Annotated in this window: 16 protein-coding genes and 2 pseudogenes; 8 read left to right on the top strand and 10 right to left on the bottom strand. The window is 58.2% G+C overall.

What is annotated here, in order from left to right; all coding sequences use genetic code 11:
• Positions 1-64: 64 nt before the first annotated feature.
• The 8 genes and pseudogenes from rhlB to K787_RS25690 all read right to left on the bottom strand — a co-directional run.
• A pseudogene (rhlB, locus tag K787_RS21910) lies at positions 65-1,489 on the bottom strand (ATP-dependent RNA helicase RhlB); the annotation flags it as partial.
• Between the two features lie 113 nt (positions 1,490-1,602).
• Positions 1,603-2,259 carry an alpha/beta hydrolase gene (locus tag K787_RS0102205; RefSeq protein WP_022961152.1) on the bottom strand — a complete coding sequence of 219 codons (657 nt, stop codon included), beginning with the start codon at positions 2,257-2,259 and terminating at the stop codon, positions 1,603-1,605.
• Between the two features lie 101 nt (positions 2,260-2,360).
• The gene (gene efpL / locus K787_RS0102200) at positions 2,361-2,927 is read right to left on the bottom strand and encodes an elongation factor P-like protein EfpL (protein WP_022961151.1); all 567 of its coding nucleotides are present in this window, start codon (positions 2,925-2,927) and stop codon (positions 2,361-2,363) included.
• 104 nt (positions 2,928-3,031) lie between these two features.
• Positions 3,032-6,379 carry a mechanosensitive channel MscK gene (gene mscK, locus K787_RS21905; RefSeq protein WP_022961150.1) on the bottom strand — a complete coding sequence of 1,116 codons (3,348 nt, stop codon included), beginning with the start codon at positions 6,377-6,379 and terminating at the stop codon, positions 3,032-3,034.
• A 228-nt stretch (positions 6,380-6,607) separates the two neighbouring features.
• Positions 6,608-8,410: an acyl-CoA dehydrogenase gene (locus K787_RS0102190; RefSeq protein ID WP_022961149.1), complete on the bottom strand. Its 1,803-nt coding sequence runs from the start codon at positions 8,408-8,410 to the stop codon at positions 6,608-6,610.
• Positions 8,411-8,512: 102 nt separating this feature from the next.
• The gene (locus K787_RS0102185) at positions 8,513-9,493 is read right to left on the bottom strand and encodes a serine/threonine protein kinase (RefSeq protein ID WP_022961148.1); all 981 of its coding nucleotides are present in this window, start codon (positions 9,491-9,493) and stop codon (positions 8,513-8,515) included.
• A 110-nt stretch (positions 9,494-9,603) separates the two neighbouring features.
• Positions 9,604-10,062, bottom strand: coding sequence for a ComF family protein (locus tag K787_RS25430; RefSeq protein WP_235801892.1), 459 nt, complete (start codon positions 10,060-10,062; stop codon positions 9,604-9,606).
• A 78-nt stretch (positions 10,063-10,140) separates the two neighbouring features.
• Positions 10,141-10,323: pseudogene (locus tag K787_RS25690) on the bottom strand (double zinc ribbon domain-containing protein); the annotation flags it as partial.
• A gap of 84 nt (positions 10,324-10,407) precedes the next feature.
• Here K787_RS25690 and bioB point away from each other — a divergent pair.
• The 8 genes from bioB (at position 10,408) to K787_RS0102140 (ending at position 18,242) form a co-directional block, all read left to right on the top strand.
• The gene (bioB, locus tag K787_RS0102175) at positions 10,408-11,469 is read left to right on the top strand and encodes a biotin synthase BioB (protein WP_022961146.1); all 1,062 of its coding nucleotides are present in this window, start codon (positions 10,408-10,410) and stop codon (positions 11,467-11,469) included.
• A gap of 153 nt (positions 11,470-11,622) precedes the next feature.
• Positions 11,623-12,798, top strand: coding sequence for an 8-amino-7-oxononanoate synthase (bioF, locus tag K787_RS0102170; protein WP_028614507.1), 1,176 nt, complete (start codon positions 11,623-11,625; stop codon positions 12,796-12,798).
• On the top strand, positions 12,791-13,507 hold the full coding sequence (locus K787_RS0102165; RefSeq protein ID WP_022961144.1) for an alpha/beta fold hydrolase: 717 nt from the start codon (positions 12,791-12,793) through the stop codon (positions 13,505-13,507). Before bioF ends, K787_RS0102165 begins: the two co-directional genes overlap by 8 nt.
• The gene (gene bioC, locus K787_RS0102160; RefSeq protein ID WP_022961143.1) at positions 13,500-14,306 is read left to right on the top strand and encodes a malonyl-ACP O-methyltransferase BioC; all 807 of its coding nucleotides are present in this window, start codon (positions 13,500-13,502) and stop codon (positions 14,304-14,306) included. The genes K787_RS0102165 and bioC overlap by 8 nt, the downstream gene beginning before the upstream one ends.
• A 1-nt stretch (position 14,307) precedes the next feature.
• Positions 14,308-14,988: a dethiobiotin synthase gene (gene bioD, locus K787_RS0102155; RefSeq protein WP_022961142.1), complete on the top strand. Its 681-nt coding sequence runs from the start codon at positions 14,308-14,310 to the stop codon at positions 14,986-14,988.
• A gap of 90 nt (positions 14,989-15,078) precedes the next feature.
• Entirely contained in the window at positions 15,079-15,387 is a 309-nt protein-coding gene (locus tag K787_RS0102150) for a flagellar basal body rod C-terminal domain-containing protein (RefSeq protein WP_022961141.1), read from the top strand.
• 18 nt (positions 15,388-15,405) lie between these two features.
• Positions 15,406-16,176: a putative metalloprotease CJM1_0395 family protein gene (locus tag K787_RS21900; protein WP_022961140.1), complete on the top strand. Its 771-nt coding sequence runs from the start codon at positions 15,406-15,408 to the stop codon at positions 16,174-16,176.
• 260 nt (positions 16,177-16,436) lie between these two features.
• Positions 16,437-18,242 (top strand): phenylacyl-CoA dehydrogenase, encoded by a 1,806-nt coding sequence (locus K787_RS0102140; protein WP_022961139.1) that lies wholly within the window; start codon positions 16,437-16,439, stop codon positions 18,240-18,242.
• A gap of 82 nt (positions 18,243-18,324) precedes the next feature.
• Here K787_RS0102140 and egtB read toward each other — a convergent pair whose 3' ends face one another.
• Both egtB and egtD read right to left on the bottom strand, forming a co-directional pair.
• A complete protein-coding gene (egtB, locus tag K787_RS0102135; RefSeq protein WP_022961138.1) occupies positions 18,325-19,527 on the bottom strand; it encodes an ergothioneine biosynthesis protein EgtB in 1,203 nt (400 codons plus the stop codon).
• Positions 19,524-20,501 carry an L-histidine N(alpha)-methyltransferase gene (gene egtD / locus K787_RS0102130; RefSeq protein ID WP_022961137.1) on the bottom strand — a complete coding sequence of 326 codons (978 nt, stop codon included), beginning with the start codon at positions 20,499-20,501 and terminating at the stop codon, positions 19,524-19,526. Before egtD ends, egtB begins: the two co-directional genes overlap by 4 nt.
• Between the last annotated feature and the right edge of the window lie 75 nt (positions 20,502-20,576).

Below are 20,576 nucleotides of genomic sequence, written 5' to 3'. Positions count from 1 at the left end.
CTGCTGCCGCTGCCGCCTGTTCGGCTTCGTTGGCATCGCTGGCGGCTTTTTCTTCGGCGCTCTGGTGGCGCTGGGGCAGAGCTTTAAGCAGATGCATCTCCGGTGGGATACACACTAGCTTGTTGCCCAGCAGCACTTCGATAGGGGGGATCTGGAAGGCGTCATCCTCGCAGGCAAAGCTGATCGAGGTGCCTTTTGCGCCGGCCCGGCCGGTCCGGCCGATGCGGTGTACGTAGTCTTCGGGGTCATCCGGCAAGGTGTAGTTGATCACGTGGCTGATGCCGTCGACGTGAATGCCGCGGCCGGCAACATCAGTGGCTACCAGCACCCGCAGGCTACCGTCCTTAAAACTGTCCAATGTCTTCACCCGCTTGTTTTGCGGCACATCTCCGGACAACTGGGCGGCATTGATACCATCGCGTACCAGTCTCTCCTGAATGCGTCTTACCTGATCCTTGCGGTTGGCAAAGACCATCACCCGGGTCAGATCAAGCTGCGTAATCAGGTTATACAGCAGCTTGTACTTGTCGCTACCGGTAACGGCGTAAACCTGCTGGTCGACGTTTTCCGAGGCGGCACGCTCGGGTTCGATTTCGACGATGGCCGGATCCTGGGTCCATTGCTGGGACAGGTTCATCACGTCGTCGCTGAAGGTCGCAGAAAACAGCAGGGTTTGGCGATCACCCTTGCGCGGCGTTTGGCGGATAATTTGGCGCACCTGGGGGATAAAGCCCATATCCAGCATGCGATCGGCCTCATCCAGAATCAGTACCTCGATCAAATCCAGATGCACTTCACCGCGGTTACAGAAATCCAGCAGCCGGCCCGGCGTCGCGACCAGGATGTCGCAGTGCTGTTTTTCCAGTTGTTTGATCTGCTTGTCGAAATCCATGCCGCCAACAAAGGCCATCACATTCAGTGGGCAGTACTTGGTCAGGCCTACTGCATCATTGGCAATTTGCATTACCAGCTCGCGCGTGGGCGCAATAATCAGCGCGCGGGGTTCACCCATGAAGCGCTCATCCGGCGGCGGCGTTTCCAGTAGCTGGGTAATAGTGGAGATCAGAAACGCAGCCGTTTTGCCGGTACCGGTCTGGGCTCGGCCTATGGCGTCCTGACCCTTGAGCGTGCTGCCCAACACCTGTGCCTGAATCGGCGTACAGTAGCTGAAACACTGGTCCTGGATGGCACGCATCAGGCTGTCGGGCAGGTCGAAATCATGAAAGCGGGTTTTTCCCTCAGCTGGCTCGACAAGAAAGTCCCCGCGTGACCAGGGGGTTACTGGCGCGGCTGGCTTTACCACGGGCTTGTCTCTGCGTGGCCTCTGCTTGGGCGCGGGTCGGCTATTAGTAGCGGCGCTGTTTGCGGCGTCAGACGGGCTTCTTTTGGCCTCAGCGGCAGGGCTTTTGCGTGGGCTAGGCGTAGCTGACTGCGGCTGGGCTTGTGGCTTGTCTTGCGGCTTGAACAGACTTTTCAGTGCTTTGAGCACAGGCATCTCTCAGTGTGGGCAAATGGATAATCACCCAGCAGTGTACTGCAACGTTTTGTTTTCGCGAAGCCCTGACCGGTTAATTTTTGATCAATCCGCTCAGGGTGCTGGGGCTAGAGTCCCAGGCGTGCAACCAGCCATTGACGAATGTCGGCAATTTCTTCCGGGCAGACTTCATGACCCATGGGGTAGTCATGCCATTCCACCTGGTGACCTGCGGCTTGCAGCAGGTCATGGGCTTGGCGGCCCAGGTTGGTTTTCACCATCTCGTCGTGCTGGCCATGGGCGCAGAAGATCGCCAGCGGCCTCACGGATTCTCCCTCGACCAAGGTGTCCAGAGTGGGCCCATAAGTCGACAGCGCCATCACGCCACCCAAGGGCAGATGACTTTGCATAGCGGCGTGCAGTACCACCGCTCCTCCTTGGGAAAAACCGGCAAGAATGATGCGTTCTATCGGCACGCCTGCAGCGATTTGTTCATTGATCAAGCTGATAACCATGTCCGCTGAGGTCTGCATCTGTTCGTGGCTGATCGCACGCGCCGGTGCCATGCCAAGAATGTCATACCAGCTGGGCATCGGCAAACCGCCGTTGATGGTCACCGGGCGAGTTGGCGCCTGGGGGAAGATAAAGCGTACGGCGTGGTGTTGGGGCAATGCCAGGGCCTCGACGACCGGGACGAAATCAAAACGATCAGCCCCCAGGCCGTGCAACCAGATCACGCAGGCGTCGGCAGGGGCAGTGGGGGAGATGATATAGGGGGCGGTCATAGCGCTGATTTACTCCTTGGATGGGGCTTCAAGCGGCAAGCTGTTCGTGCAAGTAAGGGCTGCTTCTTTCTGCCGATATGTCTTGGCAGTGAAGTGCGCCCTTAGGCGCGCGACATAAATTTGCCGGTTTCGGTATTGATGCGTAGCTTCTCGCCGGTTTCCAGGTATTCAGGGATCTGGATTTCCAGGCCGGTAGCGAAACGGGCGGTCTTGGTGCGGGCGCTGGCGGAGGAGCCTTTGATCGCTGGAGGGGTTTCTTCGATCGGCATTTCGACTACCGCAGGCAACTCCACGCCAACCAAGTTGCCTTCAACAATCAGGCCGTACAACCCAGTGATGCCGTCGTGCAGGTAGGGAATCTGCTCTTCAAGCTGATCGGCGGTCAGTGTGTACTGGCTGAAATCCTCATTATCCATGAAGGTATAGCCGTCGGCGTCCAGATACAGGAGTTGCACCGCACGCTTCTGAAAGTCGATAGAGGCGAGCATGTCATCGCCAGTCAGGCTCTGATCGAGTTTCTGCTTGGTTTGCACATGATTGAAGCGGACTTTGTACAAGGTCGTGCCGCTGCGCGATGAAGGGCTTTTCACTTCGATGTGCGACACGATATACGGTTGGCTGTTGATCTGAACGATCTGGCCTTTTTTCAGTTCGGCGGCTCTGGGCATGGGACGGCTTACTCGGGTGGTCATTGAAGGCAGATATTGTGCGGCTATTCGTCAGGCCGCATCAAGCGCCGGAAGCTGAGCCCCGGCGCAGTGCCCTGGCAGCGTTAAAGTGAAGCAGGGCTGTCGGGTTTAGGGGCATCAGGCTCTGGCGGCGGTTCGTCGAGCATGTGGCTGGAAATCAGCTTCTCTACTCCTGAGCTGGTGCGCAGATTGACATCCAACTGACGGAAGGCGATCTCAATGTCGTTCTCGTCGAACAACCGGTCAACCTCCCGGTTGATTTCGTCGATAGCCATATTGCGGTCGATCAGTTCGCGTACATGAATGCGTAATTCGTGGTCGAGCGTGCTGTCACCGAAGTTGAGAAACAGCACCAGCGGCTCGGGGTCCTTCAAGACCCGCGGATTGCTGGTTGCCGCCTGCATCAACAGTTCCTTGGTTTTCGCCAGGTCGGAGCCATAGGCCACGCCAACCTTGATAATCACCCGGGTGATGGTGTCCGAGAGCGACCAGTTAATCAGGTGGTCGGTTACAAATGTCTTGTTCGGAACGATAATTTCCTTGCGGTCAAAATCGGTGATGGTGGTGGCGCGAATTCGGATCCGGTTGACTGTGCCGGACAGCTCGCCGATGGTCACCACGTCGCCAATACGGATCGGTTTTTCAAACAGGATGATCAGGCCAGACACGAAGTTGGCAAAGATTTCCTGCAGACCAAAGCCCAGGCCGACACTGAGCGCCGCCACCAGCCATTGCAGCTTGTCCCAACTGACCCCCAGCGCTGAAAGACCACTGATTATGCCGATACTGACAATGATGTAGCTCATCAGCGTGGTGATAGCGTAGCTGCTGCCCTGTTCCAGTCGCATACGCGACAGCACGAGAATTTCCAGCAGGCCGGGTAGGTTACGTGCCAGGGTCACCGTAAAGGCGACGATCAGCAATGCGCCCAATACATCACTGGCGGTCATCGCCGTGGTCGAAGGATTCTCCGGCGTGCCGCTGGCGTACTCCCACAGGGTGATCGACTCCAGATAGTAAGCCGCACTGATCAGATCCGACCAGACGAAATACACCAGCACACCAAACAGCATCAGAATGCCCAGTTTGGTCAGTCGCAGTGATTGTTGATTGATCTGCTGGATATTCATCTCCGGGATTTCGATCCCGGCTTCATTGTCATGGCCATCGCGGCTTTGTGCGGCCTCGCGCTTGGCCATCGCCCGCTGATAGGCCAGCTTGCGGCCGGCCACACTCAGATTGCGGACCACGGTGCCCTCTACCAACATCCACAATACAATCAGGTAAAGCGTGTCGATAAAACGGTCGGCTAGCTTTGTCGAGGTGTAGTGATAACCCCAGTAAGTCATGCCGGCGAGTGCCAGTGGTGTCAGAGTCAGTACCAGTAACGCGGTGAAATGCAGTACTCGAGAGTTGTAGAGCGGTTCGCTGCGCCACATCATGCGGCCCAGCAATACGCAGAGTAACAGCATGCCGGCCATCATCAGGAGTCGCCCGACCACATCGTTGGCCTGCTGTTCGGGTATTTCCGCATTCAGACTGATGATCAATACCACCGGCAGCATGATCCAGGCGAGATTGCGGGTCAATCGATGCAGGCGGTGCACAAGGTCGGCTTCCCAGCGGAAGTGCCGGACGGCGATACCCTTGGGATCCAATACCCGATACAGCAGATGCAGAATGAACCAGGCGATAGACAGTTTTAGTAGTGCGGCGCCGATGACCGGCACGCCTGTCTCCTCGCTGCGGCTCAGCAACAGGCCTAGCGCCGCCAAGACAACGGGTACAGGCAGCACGCTCAATGCGCTGAGCGCGATGGCCTTGGGCGTGTGGGACACGGTGTCACGTCGGAAATGGCCGACATCTTCATTCAGGGTGAACAGCCTCTGTTTGATTCTGTTGCGGTACCCGGTATGCACAGCCACCAGTGCTGCCAGCAACAGTAGCCAGGGCCACTTGTCCTTCAACGCGCTGAACGCGTGTTTAATATGGATGACCAGTTGCATTTCGTTGAACTGTTTTTTTGCCTGTTCACCGAAGGACATGACCCAGGCACGGTCTATCGGCCGGTTGCTGGCGACCCAGAACAATTGGTCATCAATAGTGCGTCTGAGGTCGCCACTCAGTTGCCGCAACTGACGCTGGTTGATCTGCAGGGTGATAGCCTGGCTAAGCAGGTTGTTGATGTTGCTGCTGAGTTGATCAACCAGATTGATTCGGCTATCGATCACCAACTGCATGTCGTCGCGCAGGTTTTCCCGCAGGTCCTCGGGAAGCCGCCCTAGTAGTTTGTTCAGATAGGCCTGGGGCCTGCCCAGTTCGTCACGCAGGCTGTTGAGTTCAAATTGGCGCAAACGCAAGTCAGCGATCTGATCGGCAACGCTATCATCCAGTCGGACATTGGGTAGCGCGCGCTTTTGCTGATGGAGTATTCGCGAAAGCAGTACGCTGCCTTCCAGCACATCGATCTGCTGTTCCAGCGCGCGGTCAATCTGGTTCATGCTTTCGATCTGTTGCAGTGTCTGGATATTCTGACGGGTCAACTCGCCGACGCGCGTGGTGGCAGCAAGCAGCTCTTCGCTGAGGCGTTGATTCAGGCCACCTTGTTCGCGCAGTAGTTCGTTTTCGGTGGTTTCCAGCGCTTCGGTAACCTCACTGACCGTCTGTTCGGACTGGCTGCGCCGCTTCTCGTTGATGACTTCCTGCAGAATACTGACTTCGTGCTCGATATTATCGATCTGTTGTTTGAGCAGGTCGCGTTTCTGGGTGGCCAGGTCTTGCAGCAGGCTGTTGGCGTTCAACTGCTGGCGCATGAAACGGTTGCTCAGTTGCAGGCTTTCCTGTTCGGCAGTCAGCCTGCGCAGGTTGGCCTGATTGATGCGGGTATCCGGTTGACGCTGCAATATACGTATCTGCTCGGCGATAGCCTGTTCGCGAGTCTGGTTTTCCGATACTTGCGCTTGGGTGCGTTCAGGACGGGTCTGCGCTGCAATCAAGTCACTGTTGACGCTGGTCAGGTCATTCTGCCAGGCGAACATCTGTCCGACCTTTTCGCCCAGCAGGTCCTCCAGGGATCCAAGATTCTGGCTGGCAAAACTGCGGCGTACGCTATCGGAGTCCTGCACCCGCAGGTTCTGTATCTGTTGCCGTGCGGCGCGTATTTTTTCCGGAGCCTGCTGCAGCTCCTGTTCAAGCTTGGTGGTGTCCCGAGCGAGCTTCTGGCTACGCTCCAGGAAGATCAGCGTGTTCTGGTAGGCTTCCTGGAATTCACGCTTTTCCGCATCTGACTGGTTGCCCTCGGCCAGGGTTTTGATCTCGGCCTGCAAGGCTTCGATCGCCTGCTCAATCTCCGACTGGGCGACGGCGTGGCTGGCGAAGGCCCATTGCCCCAGTAGCAGGACACAGCAAAGCAGTTTAAGAAAACGCGACATGAAAAAATTCCAGAATGATCCTGAGCAGAGGTTAGTCTTACCCGATGATATTGGGAAGCAGCTTTGACAGACCTTCAGGCAAACACCGTCAAACAAAGACCCTCAGGAAGACATAAGTTTAGGAAAGAATAGGTGCTGACAAAACAGCCGCGGGAATAATAACGGCGGCATAAAAAAGCCGTCGCAAAGGACGGCTTTTTGTGGCGTGCGGCAACGCAATGGCTACGTTCAGAACCAGTCGTTCTGCATCTCCAGGCAGGTGTTGTCGCGATTTTCCAGAATGCTCAGCGCGTGGTGGCAGCCCGGTACTTCCCAGGTCAGGAAGAATCTTGCGGCCTGTAGCTTGCCGCGATAAAAAGCAGCATCGTTGGCCTTGCCTTCGGCCAGGCCGCGTTCTGCGCACACGGCCTGTTCCAGCCAGCGCCAACCGATGACCATATGGCCAAAGGCATTCAGATACAGCGCTGAATTGGCCAGCGCCTGATTGATCTTGCCTTGACCCATGTCGCCGAGCAGCGCCAGGGTAACCTTGCCGATGTGCGCAAGCAGTTGTTCCAACGGCTCGCGCAGTGGCGCCAGCGAGTCATACTCGCTGGCGCGAAGGCAAGTAGCCTGAACCAGGCTGGAAAGCTGCTTGAGCGCGGCGCCGTTGTTCATTGCTACCTTGCGTCCAAGCAGGTCCAGTGACTGGATACCGTGGGTGCCCTCATGAATCGGATTCAGGCGGTTGTCACGGTAGTACTGCTCAACTGGATACTCGCGGGTGTAACCAGCACCACCGAGAATCTGGATGGCGTGCTCGTTGGCCTTGAGGCAGAACTCCGACGGCCAGGACTTGACGATTGGCGTCAGCAGATCCAGTAGTTCCAGAGCGGTACGGCGCTCTTCCTCGGTTTCCAGGGTTTCGGTGTCATCGAACAGGCGGGCGGCATACAGACCCAGATCGAAGGCACCTTCTACATAGGCCTTCTGGGTCAGCAGCAGACGCTTGATATCAGTGTGCTCGACGATGGCCACCTGAGCAGAGCTTGGATCCTTGCCATCAGGCAGACGGCCTTGCGGGCGATCACGGGCGTAATTCAGCGAATACAGATAGCCGGCGTAGCCGAGCATGGTAGCACCCATGCCCACGCCGATACGCGCTTCGTTCATCATCTGGAACATATAGCTCAAACCCTGGTGCGGCTTGCCCACCAGGTAGCCTACGCACTCGCCCTTTTCACCGAAGTTCAGTGCGGTCGAGGTAGTGCCGCGCCAGCCCATCTTGTGGAACAGGCCGGCCAGGGCGACGTCATTGCGCGCACCGACGCTGCCGTCATCATTGACCAGGAACTTGGGCACGATAAACAGCGAGATACCTTTGACGCCGGGGGGCGCATCGGGCAGCTTGGCCAGGACCATATGCACGATATTGTCAGACAGCGGGTGATCGCCCCCGGAGATATAGATCTTGTTGCCTTTCAGGCGATAGGTGCCATCTTCAGCGGGCTCGGCCTTGGTGCGAATATCCGACAGTGACGAGCCGGCATGCGGCTCGGTCAGCGCCATGGTGCCAAAGAAACGGCCTTCGATCATCGGCTGCAGAAAGCGCTGCTGCTGCTCTTCGTTACCGAAGGCTTCGATCAGGTTAGCCGCGCCCATAGTCAACATTGCGTAGGAGGAGGTTGCCGCGTTGGCAGACTGGAAGTGCGCAAAGCACGCCTGCGATAGCAGGTTGGGCATCTGCATGCCACCCTGCTCGAAGGTACGCGTAGCATTCAGAAAGCCGGCTTCGAGGAAGGCATCAACCGCCGGCTTGATTTCCGGAATCAGCTCGGCAGCACCGTCCACATACTTGGGCTCGTTCTCGTCGCTCTTGCGGTTATGGGGAGCGAAGTACTTCTCCGCGATGGTGCGTGCGGTACCGATGGCCGCGTCGAAGGTTTCGCGATTGTGATCGGCAAAGCGCGGGCGCTGGGTCAAGCCTTCGGCATCAAGCACTTCGTACAGTTCGAAGGCCAGGTTGCGGGAGTCGAGGAGTGTGTCGGTCATGCTCGTTGCCTCTGAAAAAAGTGCCTTGAAGTGTATTCAGTCACAAGGTGACTGGGAACGGCCATTGATGTCCCTTATACGCGCCGATCAAAACATCATCGATCAGAACAACCTGAGCAGCGGCTCGTCGAGCGCGGCGCGCTGCTCGCGCAGAGTCAGTACCTGATCGGCCCAATAGCGTTCGCTGGCAAACCACGGAAAGTGTCGTGGGAAAGCCGGATCGTCCCAGCGCCGGGCCAGCCAGGCGCTGTAATGAACCAGGCGCAGGGTACGCAATGACTCGATCAGCGCCAGTTGCCGCGGATCGAAATCATAAAACTCGTTATAGCCTTCGACCAGCTCGGCCAATTGCCCCTGGCGTTGATTGTGATCGCCGGACAGCATCATCCACAAATCCTGAATGGCTGGGCCCTGGCGGCAATCGTCCATATCTACCATGTACAGGCTCTCGTCGCGCCAGAGCAGATTGCCCACATGCAAATCGCCATGTAGCCGAATCGTGGAATAAGGATTGGCCTGCATGCGTTGATCAATGACCTGCATCAGATCATCGGCCACCGAAAAATATGCCGGGCGCAGGTTTTCGGGCACGATGCCCGATTCGCGCAGCCAGGCCAGGCTGTCATGCCCAAAATTCTGTACCGTTAGTGTCGGCCGGTGCTTGAATGGCTTCATGGCGCCCACCGCGTGCAGGCGGCCGAGTAAACGGCCGAGCATCAGCAGGTGGTCAGGGTTATCCAGCTCAGGCGCGCGACCGCCAAAACGTTTGAACAGGCTGAAGCGAAAGCCGGCGAACTCGAACAAGGTACGGCCGTCGATCTGCATCGGCGGGATGACCGGAATATCCCGGTCGGCCAGTTCCAGTGAATACTCATGCTCCTCAAGAATGGCTTCGTCGCTCCAGCGCTCCGGGCGATAGAACTTGGCAATCAGCGGCTGTGCACCTTCGATGCCGATCTGGAATACACGATTCTCGTAACTGTTCAGCGTCAGGGTGCGGGCGTCACTGAGAAACCCCAGCGACTCCACCGCGTCCAGCACGGTGTCGGGAGTAAGCAGGGCAAAAGGATGTTGCGAGTCCATGGTAGCTCCGCCAGACCGAATTAGGCTGCTATGGTGTCACATCCCGGCACACTCGGGTAATGGCGCAGTGTAACTGTCTGTTGTATCGGTCGTTTTATACGCTCACAGCATCAAGGCGTTCTGGCCACGCACCAGATACTGACGCTCTGCGCGCCTGCTTTTAACAGCGTATAGCTGGCCTCGTCGGCGGTGGCCCCGGTAGTCAGTACATCATCGATCAGTGCCAGATGCAGGCCCGTGACTTTTTCTGGTGCAGAACACTCAAATGCACCTCTGAGGTTGTGTTTCCGCTGTTGCGCAGTCAGTCCTTGTTGGGTATGGGTAGCTTGTACTCTCTTCAGCGTAGCGCTAAGCATTGGGCAGCCCAACGTTCGGGCCATAGGCCGGGCCAGCTCCAGCGCTTGATTAAAACCACGTTGCGCCTGGCGCTTGCGATGCAAGGGCATGGGTATAAGGGCGTCAGGTAAAGCGTGCTGCTGTTCCTGATAGGCAAAACTGACGTAATCGGCTAATAGATGAGCGAGAAGGCGGCCGTAGATCAATTGCTTGTGATATTTGAAAGCAGGCACCAGGCTATCCAGCGGGAAACGGTACAGAAACGGGCAAATGACTTGAGAGTAGGCGGGGGGATGCTGCTGACACTGGCCGCACAGTTGCCCGGCAAACGGTAGTGGCAACGCACACTGCCGGCAGCGGCTACCGAGCCAGGGCAAATCCCGTCGGCAGGGCTCGCAGAGTCCGTGCTGTACAGACGCGTCAGTGCTCAAGCATAGCAGGCAGCGGCCTGGTTGCTTGTTATTCAGCCAGTTGTAAACCTTGGTGATGTGCAATGGTTGACAGCCTCCCTGCCATCGCTATCATGCGTGCATAGCTCAAATATAGATGGTTGTTCATCCCCATTCAGGATTCTATTCATGACAGTTTCATCCTTGACCGCTTCAGTCACCCGTCATAACTGGAAACCAGCCGAAGTGCTGGCGCTGTTTCGTCAGCCCTTCAATGATCTGATGTTCCAGGCGCAAACCGTACACCGCCAGCACTTCGATGCCAACCGGGTGCAAGTGTCTACTCTATTGTCGATCAAGACCGGCGCCTGCCCGGAAGACTGCAAGTACTGCCCGCAGTCAGGTCATTACAACACCGGGCTGGACAAGGAAAAGCTGCTGGAAGTCCAGAAGGTGCTGGATGAAGCTGTTGCCGCCAAGAAGATTGGCGCAACCCGCTTCTGCATGGGCGCAGCCTGGAAGCATCCGTCTGACAAGGATATGCCCTACGTACTGGAGATGGTCAAGGGGGTACGCAAGCTGGGCCTTGAGACCTGCATGACCCTGGGCAAGCTGACCAAGGAACAGACGCGCGAGCTCGCCGAAGCTGGGTTGGATTACTACAACCACAACCTGGACACTTCACCTGAATTCTACGGCAAGATCATTACCACCCGGACCTTCGGTGACCGTCTGGAAACCCTGTCTTACGTTCGCGACGCCGGCATGAAGATTTGTTCCGGTGGCATTCTCGGCATGGGTGAGTCTTTGGAAGATCGCGCCGGCCTGTTGATCCAACTGGCGAATTTGCCCGAGCACCCGGAAAGCGTGCCGATCAACATGCTGGTCAAGGTCAAGGGCACGCCGCTGGAAAATGAAGCCGATGTGGATCCCTTCGATTTCATCCGTACTCTGGCCGTGGCTCGCATCATGATGCCGAAGTCTCACGTGCGTTTGTCCGCTGGCCGTGAACAGATGAACGAGCAGACCCAGGCGCTGGCGTTCTTCGCCGGGGCCAACTCGATCTTCTACGGCGACCGTCTGCTGACCACGTCCAACCCGCAGGCCGAGAAAGATATGCGTCTGTTCGATCGTCTGGGCATCAAGCCTGAAGAGCGCGAAGAGCACGACGACGAGGTTCACCAGGCGGCCATCGAGCAGGCGTTGGTGGAACAGCGCGACAGTGAACTCTTTGTTAATGCGGCGGGCTGAGTAACAGCAGCGGCAAGCTTTCAGCGACAAGCGGCAAGCTGAGGGTGCAGTCAGCATCCTCGGTCTGTCATCTATTCAATCGGTAATATGCACGGCTGCTTGCTGCTTGAGGCTGGCCGCTCGCAACTCGCCGCCTGCAGCTGCGTGAGCCCTATGTCCTTCAATTTATCGTCCCGTCTCGCTGAGCGCCGTGCGGCGCATCTGTACCGCCAACGGCCGCTGCTTGAGTCACCGCAAGGTGTGCGCGTAGTGGTCGACGGTCAGCCATTGCTGGCGTTTTGCAATAACGATTATCTGGGCCTGGCCAGTCATCCTGCGGTGATTGAGGCGTTTGTCCAGGGCGCGCGGCGCTGGGGCGTGGGTGGTGGCGCTTCGCATCTGGTGGTGGGGCATAGTCAGCCGCACCATGAGCTGGAAGAGGCATTGGCCGAGTTTACCGGGCGGCCGCGGGCGCTACTGATGTCCAATGGCTATATGGCCAATCTAGGTGCGGTCACTGCGCTGGCAGGGCAGGGCGACACGGTGCTGGAAGACCGACTCAATCATGCCTCTTTGCTGGACGCCGGCCTGCTTAGCGGCGCGCGCTTTTCCCGTTTTCTGCATAACGACATTCCTAGTCTTGAAGGTCGGCTCGACAAGGCACAGGGCAACACGCTGGTGGTCACGGACGGCGTATTCAGCATGGATGGGGATCTGGCTGATTTGCCTGGCATCTGTGCTAGCGCCAATAAGCGTGGAGCCTGGGTGATGGTCGATGACGCACATGGCTTTGGTTGTCTGGGCAACAATGGCGGCGGGATCGTTGAACATTTCGGCCTCAGCCTGCAGCAGGTGCCCGTGCTGATCGGCACCTTGGGTAAGGCGTTCGGCACCGCAGGCGCCTTTGTCGCGGGTAGCGACGAGTTGATCGAGACCCTTATCCAGTTCGCGCGGCCGTATATCTACACCACCAGCCAGCCTCCGGCAGTTGCCTGCGCCACCCTGCGCAGCCTGCAATTGCTGCAGGGTGAGCATTGGCGCCGGGAGCGCCTGGCGCAGCTGATTGCGCAGTTCCGCATTGGTGTGACCGATATCGGCCTGCAACTGATGAACAGCCCCACACCGATCCAACCTATTCTGGTGGGTAGCAGCGAACGTGCGTTGGCGCTGTCCGCTGCATTGCGCCAGCAGGGGATTCTGGTCACCGCCATTCGCCCGCCGACAGTACCGAGCGGCACCGCGCGCCTGCGGGTAACGCTCAGCGCCGCGCATAGCGAAGATGACGTCAACCAGTTGCTGGACGCCTTGAAACGCGCCGTGGCGCAATTACCTGAGGCCCAAGATGCTTAACATTACCCTTTTACCTGGCTGGGCTCTTGCCCCCACGGCGATGCAGCCTCTGGCCAAGGCGCTGGGCCAGAGGCTGCCTGAGTGGTGCATCCAGACTCCGGCTTTGCCAGCGCTGCAACTTTCTACGCTGGAAAGTGATCTGGCTATACTGGCCGAGCAACTGCCGCCGGGCGTACTGGTGGGCTGGTCACTGGGCGGTATGCTCGCGGTGCAACTGCAGCGGCGTTTTCCGCAGCGTTTCAGCCACGTGGTGACCATCGCCAGCAATGCCTGCTTTGTGATGCGCAAGGACTGGGCCGCAGCCATGCCAGCCGAGACTTTCAAGGCATTCTTGAACGATTTCCGCGCCGCGCCAGAGAAAATCCTCAAGCGCTTCGCCCTACTGGTTGCCCAGGGCAGTGAACAACCGCGAACCCTGGCACAAACACTGGAATGGGACAGCGCCGCAGCGGATCAGCGTCTGCATGCGCTGGCTTTGCTCGGTGTGCTGGACAGCCGAGCAGCGTTGAAGGCTTCGACCGCAGCCAGCCTGCACTGTTTTGGCGGGCGCGATGCGTTGGTGCCGGTGGCGGCTGCTCACGCGCTTGCACAAATGCAGCCTCGTCTGCAGGTCGCAATTCACGATCAGGCCGGCCATGCGCTGCCTTTGGAGCAATCTGAGTGGCTGGCCGAGCGTATTGCCGGGTTTCTGGGTCAGCGAGATGACTGAGGTGGCCATCGACAAACGTCGGGTGGCTGAATCCTTCAGCCGCGCCGCGAGTTCCTATGATCAGGCGGCGGAATTTCAGCGCCAAGTAGGCACCAACTTGCTGGCGCGTTTGCCGGAGCGCTTCGCGCCACGGGCGATTATCGATCTGGGCTGTGGCACTGGCTATTTCACCCGTGCCTTGACACGGCGCTACCAGCAACCTGTCATCGGGCTGGATCTGGCTGAAGGCATGCTGCGCTTTGCCAGTGCACAATCTGCTATTGCTCCGTCCGGTTATGCTAGCTCCTGGGTTGTAGCCGATGCGGAAGCCCTGCCGCTCAAACCCGAGTCACTGGATCTGATCTTTTCCAGTCTGGCGCTGCAATGGTGTCCGGATCTGGGGCGGGCTTTAGCTCAGGCTGCGCAAGCACTGCGCCCTGGCGGCTGCCTGGCGTTGTCTACACTGGTCAAAGGCACGCTGACGGAGCTGCGGCAGGCCTGGCAGACGGTTGATGGTTTTGTGCACGTCAACCGCTTTATGGCTGTGGAAGACCTGCAGCAATTACTGGCGACGGCCGGCTTTGGTCGTTGGCGCTGTGAACTAGAAGCACATGTATTGCATTACGCGCAGCTCAGCGGGCTTACCCAGGAGTTGAAAGCGCTAGGTGCGCATAACCTCAATCCGGGGCGTCCGGGAGGCCTGACCGGACGTACCCGCTTGCGCGCGCTGACCCAGGCCTATGAAGCTTTCCGTCAGCCCTCCGGCTTGCCGGCTACCTACCAGGTGGCCCAGATTCTAATGTTCAAGGAGGAGTCCTAACATGGCTCAACGTTTCTTCATTACGGGCACCGACACCGAAATAGGTAAAACTACAATTGCCTGTGGCCTGCTGTTTGCGGCCAAACAGGCGGGCCTGACCACCGCTGCTGCCAAGCCGGTTGCGGCCGGGTGTGATGACGCGGGGGAGGGTCTACGCAATGAAGATGCGCTGGCGCTGCAGGCTCAGTGCCAGCCGGCATTGGCTTACGAGCTGATCAATCCGATCGCACTGAGATCCGCCATAGCTCCGCACATTGCTGCCCTTGAAGAGGGCGTGCCCTTGACTGTGGAGCTACTGGCTGGTGGTTGCCTTCAGGTATTTGATCGTAATGCTGAGCTGACCCTGGTCGAGGGGGCAGGTGGCTGGCGCGTACCCCTGAATGATGAACAGACCCTGGCAGACCTCGCCAAGGATTTGAATATCCCGGTGGTGATGGTGGTAGGCATGAAGCTCGGTTGTATCAACCATGCGATATTGACCGCCGAGGCGATCGCCGCCGATGGGTTGACGCTGGCGGGCTGGGTAGCCAACCAGGTCGATCCGCATATGAGCCGTCCGTCGGAAAACCTGGCGACCTTGCGCCTGCAGCTCAAGGCGCCGTGCCTGGGTTTTGTGCCCTGGATGGAGGAGCCGTCGGCCGCTGCTGTTGCCGCCTACCTGGATCTGGCGCCATTGGTCTGAACCAGGCCGTTCGGACTGACCGGTGGCGGTACTTGCTGTAGTGGCTTTGTGCTTTAATAGAGTTAACCGTATTCATTGAGGGTAATCCCCATGGCTTCACTCGACCTGATGTCAGCCGGACTGAATAGTGTTCGCCAGGGACAGTACCGCGCCAATACCGCCGCTGCTGAGATCGCTCGTATGGGCGTCCAGCCGGACCCCGCTGCTTCCCAGGCTATTCCGCTACAACCTGCCAATGGGCAGCCTGCAGCAACTACTGCAGTGGATAGCAATCGGCCGGTGAATCTGGTGGCAAGCCTGGTCGAGTTGCAATTGTCCCAGCGTGAAGTAGAAGCGGGTGCCTCCATGATTGATACAGCAGATGAAGTGCTCGGCACGCTGCTGGACGTTACTGCCTGATCTGCAAGGCCCCCTCGGGTGAATAACCTTGGTGTTTCTTCTGTATTCTCAGGCATTGCTGCCGCCTACCCGCGTGTGGCTGGCGCCGCGGCTGCTGCCTCTGCTAGCGGTCCTGCGGCCACTGCTGCCACAGCAACGAGCCCGATAGCACAGGAGGTTGTGCCGGGCGCTGGGCAGAGCGGGGCACTGCCAACCAATGCCGCCAGTCCTTCTGATGAATCCGCTGCCGACAGTCAAGCTGAGCAGCAAGCCCAGATACAGCGTCAGCTCAGCCAGGTCGAAGCGGAACTGTTGCGCGTCAGACAAACAGAGATACGTGAGCTGGCCAGCCGTGACCGGGAAGTGCGTACTCATGAGCAGGCGCACAAGGCGGTGGGCGGTCAATATGCCGGTGCCGTCAGTTACAGCTATGAGCGCGGACCGGATGGGCGCTTATATGCAGTGGGTGGTTCGGTAGCCATTGATACGGCTCCCGTACCCGGCGACCCGGCAGCCACGCTGCAAAAGTTGCAGCAGGTTCAGCGCGCCGCACTGGCCCCTGCGCAACCCTCCGCGCAGGATATTGCCGTAGCGGCACAGGCGGCGCAGGCCATGGCTCAAGCGCGCGGCGAGCTGGCGACCGAAACGGTGGATGCCTCCACCGGCGAAGATGATGCAGCGACGGTTATTCGCGATCGGACAGCAGCCACTGCAGATGCCGACAAGAGCCTCGCGGTCTATCGGCAGGTAAGTGCTGCAGACAGCCCCGCTGGCGGCTCCGCCAGCCCGTCAGTGCAAACTTGGGCCTGAGCTGTCCCGGGCTGTTGTTTATCCCACATGTATTGCTTCCTGCCGCCGTTGATCCTTTCCTCTCTGGTCCTTCCCAGTTACAAATTTTTTCTGACCCTCCGGCACACAAAGAGTTGACATCATTTGCGCGTAAACGTATGTTTCAAACGTCTGTTTGAATCAGCTGCTGATGTAGTCTTAGATGAACTGCCGAATGTAGCGCCCAACCGCAGCCTCGATGCTGCTCTTGAATCCCGTTATAACCGTTGAGGTCAAGTACCATGCCCGATTACAAGGCTCCCCTGCGTGACATCCGCTTCGTCCGTGACGAACTGCTGGGTTATGAAGAACACTACAAGAGCCTGCCAGGCTGTGAAGATGCCACGCCGGATATGGTCAACGCCATTCTGGAAGAGGGCGCCAAATTCTGTGAAAACGTCATTGGGCCGCTCAATCGCGTAGGCGACACTGAAGGTTGTACCTGGAGCGCTGAAGGCGTCAAGACGCCCACCGGTTTCAAGGAAGCTTATCAGCAATACGTTGAAGGCGGCTGGCCGAGCCTGGCGCATGATGTCGATCACGGCGGTCAAGGTTTGCCTGAGTCTCTAGGTCTGGCGATCAGTGAAATGATCGGTCAGGCCAACTGGTCCTGGGGCATGTACCCCGGTCTGTCCCATGGTTGCATGAACACCATCTCCACCCATGGCACTGACGATCAGAAGCACACTTACCTGACCAAGCTGGTATCGGGTCAGTGGACCGGCACCATGTGCCTGACCGAGTCGCATTGCGGTACTGATCTGGGCATGCTGCGCACCAAGGCCGAGCCACAGGCCGATGGCAGCTACAAGCTGAGCGGCACCAAGATCTTCATCTCCTCGGGTGAGCACGATATGGCCGAGAACATCGTCCACATCGTACTGGCGCGTCTGCCCGATGCACCGGCGGGTACCAAGGGTATCTCCTTATTTATCGTGCCGAAGTTCCTGCCGGATGCTAATGGCGAGAACGGTGAGCGTAACGGCGTGAATTGCGGTTCGTTGGAACACAAGATGGGTATTCACGGCAACGCCACCTGCGTAATGAACTTCGACGGCGCCACCGGCTTCCTGATCGGGCCGCCGAACAAGGGCCTGAACGCGATGTTCACCTTTATGAATACCGCCCGCCTGGGCACCGCACTGCAGGGGCTGGCGCATGCCGAGATGGGCTTCCAGGGCGGCATCCAGTATGCCCGTGATCGTTTGCAGATGCGCTCGCTGACCGGTCCTAAGGCGCCGGAAAAGGCTGCTGATCCGATCATCGTGCACCCTGATGTGCGCCGCATGCTGCTGACCATGAAAGCCTTTGCTGAAGGCAACCGGGCGATGGTGTATTTCACGGCCAAGCAGGTCGACATCGTCAAGAACAGCCAAGATGAAGAGCAGAAGAAACAGGCCGATGCGCTGCTGGCCTTCCTGACGCCAATCGCCAAGGCCTTCATGACCGAAGTCGGCTTCGAAGCCGCCAACCATGGCGTGCAAATCTACGGCGGCCATGGCTTTATCGCCGAATGGGGCATGGAGCAGAACGTCCGTGACGCACGTATCTCCATGCTTTATGAAGGCACCACCGGTATCCAGGCGCTGGATTTGCTGGGTCGCAAAGTGCTGATGACTCAAGGCGAGGCGCTGAAGTGCTTCACCAAGATCGTGCACAAGTTCTGCCAGAATCAGGAAGGCAACGACGCCATCAAGGAATTCGTCACGCCGCTGAATCAGTTGAACAAAGAGTGGGGCGAGCTGACCATGAAGGTCGGTATGGCTGCCATGAAAGACCGCGAAATGGTCGGTGCTGCGTCCGTGGACTACTGCATGTACTCCGGTTACGCCTGCCTGGCCTACTTCTGGGCTGACATCGCTCGCGTAGCGGCCGAGAAGCTGGCGGAAGGTACCTCTGACGAGGCTTTCTACCAGGCCAAGCTGCAGACCGCGCGCTTCTACTTCCAGCGCATCCTGCCGCGCACTCGCATGCACGTTGATGCGATGCTGTCAGGCGCCGACAACCTGATGGACATGCCGGAAGAGAACTTCGCTCTGGGCTACTGATCGCTTCGGTTGTTGTACTGATCAAGGCCGCTCCCATAAGGGGCGGCCTTTTTTATTGAGTGAATTTCAACTGTTTGCGCTATTAGCGGGCCAAACGCATTCCGCTGAACTGCCAGCGGGCCTGGGCGGGAAAGAAATTGCGATAACTATGCCGCGCATGCCCCGGCGGTGTGGCTAGCGAGCTGCCGCGCAGGACCATCTGACTTAGCATAAACTTGCCGTTGTATTCGCCCACCGCACCAGCCGCCGGTTGATAGCCGGGGTAGGCGAGGTAGGCGCTGTTGGTCCATTGCCAGACTTCAGCATGCAGCCCCGGCAGGGTGTCCGATTGCGCGGCCAGCTCCCACTCAGCTTCAGTGGGCAGGCGTGCTCCAGCCCAGCGTGCATAAGCATCTGCTTCGTAGAAACTGATATGGCAGACCGGTGCCTGATGGTTTAGCGGCACTCTTCCATGCAGAGTAAACACACTCCAGCCTTGTGCATCGTGCTGCCAGTAAAGCGGCGCCTGCCAGCCATGCACGCGGATATGGTCCCAGGCCTCGGCCAGCCACAGCTCCGGCCGACGATAGCCACCATCGAGCATGAACGCCAGATATTCACCATTGCTGACATTGCGCGTGGCTAGCTCGAAGGGTTCCAGCCAGACCCGGTGACTGGGCCGCTCATTATCAAAGCTGAAGCCCGAGCCCTTATGACCTATCTCGATCAAACCGCCCGAATAGGTCTGAAAAGCCGGTCCGTGGTCATCGCCTGCCCGCGGCGACTGGTCAGCAGACTGATCCCGCCAGGCGGGCGCTAGGGGGTTGCAACTGAAATGATGTTTGACGTCAGTGAGTATCAGTTCCTGATGTTGCTGCTCATGCTGGAGGCCCAGTTCAATCAGATCGAACTCGCTGTCGCCGAGGTTGGGTTCAGCAAGCAGGGCCAGCATATGTTGGTCCACATGCTGACGGTACTGGAGAACCCGCTCTAATCCAGGGCGTGAAAGCAGGCCGCGCTCGGCACGCAAGTGACGCTCACCAACGCCAATGTAGTAGGAGTTGAATAGCACCTTGAAGGCTGGATCGAAGGGCGGCGGCGGGCGGTTGGATTCCGCCAGCAAAAAGGTCTCGAAGAACCAACTGGTGTGCGCCAGATGCCATTTTATTGGACTGGCGTCGGGCATGGACTGCAACTGGCAGTCTTCAGCGCTCAAGCCGTCCACCAGGGCCATGCTGTGGGCCCGTACCGCGTTGAATCGGGCTGCTAGGGTGGCCCCGCGGGGGAATGGTTGATGCAGGCTCATGCTTCAGCCAGAAAGACGCCGAACCAGTGCTGCGCATCGGTCCAGTAGTGGTGCCGGCTAAAGCCTGCTTCGGCTAACATGGCGGCGAAATCCGCGGGGGTGTATTTGTATGAATACTCGGTCAAGATGCTTTCCCCCTGATCAAAATGCCTCACGCTGCCTGCACCCAGGCTGACGTCGTGGTGCTTTTGCGATACCAGGCGCATTTCGATACGGCTGTCGAACTCATTGAAAACCGCATCGTGCCTGAAGTTTTCGAGCAGGAAATTGGCATGCAGTTCCCGGTTGACGACTTTAAGTACATTCAGATTGAAGGCCGCCGTCACGCCCTCGCGGTCGTCATAGGCTGCTTCAAGTACGTCTCGGGACTTAATCAGATCAACCCCGATCAGTAGTTTGCCATGCTCGCCACAGTGCTCGCGGATGCGTCGCAGCAACTGCAGCGCTTCCGCCCTGGCGAAGTTACCTATCGAGGAGCCGGGGTAGAAAAAAACCGGAGGTGACAGCGGTTGTTCAGACAGTAGATCGCGCAATTCCAGCGCCTGGGTAAAGTCGCTGACCACGCCAATACATTCAACGCCAGGGTGGCTGATGGCTATCTTGGCCAGTGAGTGCTGGAGAAAATCGGCGGCAATATCGACGCCGACCAGCCGCGAGGGCTGCACCTTGTCCAGCCATTTTCTGGACTTGGAGCAGTCGCCGCAGCCCAGATCGATCCATTGCGCGCAGCTAGGCAAGACTGCGGCTATTTCAGCGCCACAGTGGCTGAGAATCGTGGCTTCGGTACGCGTCGGATAATATTCGTCGAGTTCACAGATATGGGTGAAGAGTTCGCAGCCAACATCATCGTAGAAGTATTTTGAATCGATACGTGCGGCAGGGTGTAGAAGGTGTTGGCGGAGGAGGTGATGCTCCCTGGTGTGATCTTCCACCAGGGTATTTTCCAGACGTGGCGCGGCGAGGGCTGGGGTCACGGTCAGATCCTGTGCGTTGTGGGCTCAGAATCTGAAAGCTAGCAGTATGTTCGGGCTTTCGCCAATCGGTCGGAC

The sequence above is a fragment of the Halopseudomonas pelagia CL-AP6 genome, assembly GCF_000410875.1.
In the GTDB taxonomy this organism is placed as follows: domain Bacteria; phylum Pseudomonadota; class Gammaproteobacteria; order Pseudomonadales; family Pseudomonadaceae; genus Halopseudomonas; species Halopseudomonas pelagia.
The sequence above is the reverse complement of the archived record's forward strand: the minus strand, read 5'-3'. Positions and strand labels throughout refer to the sequence as shown.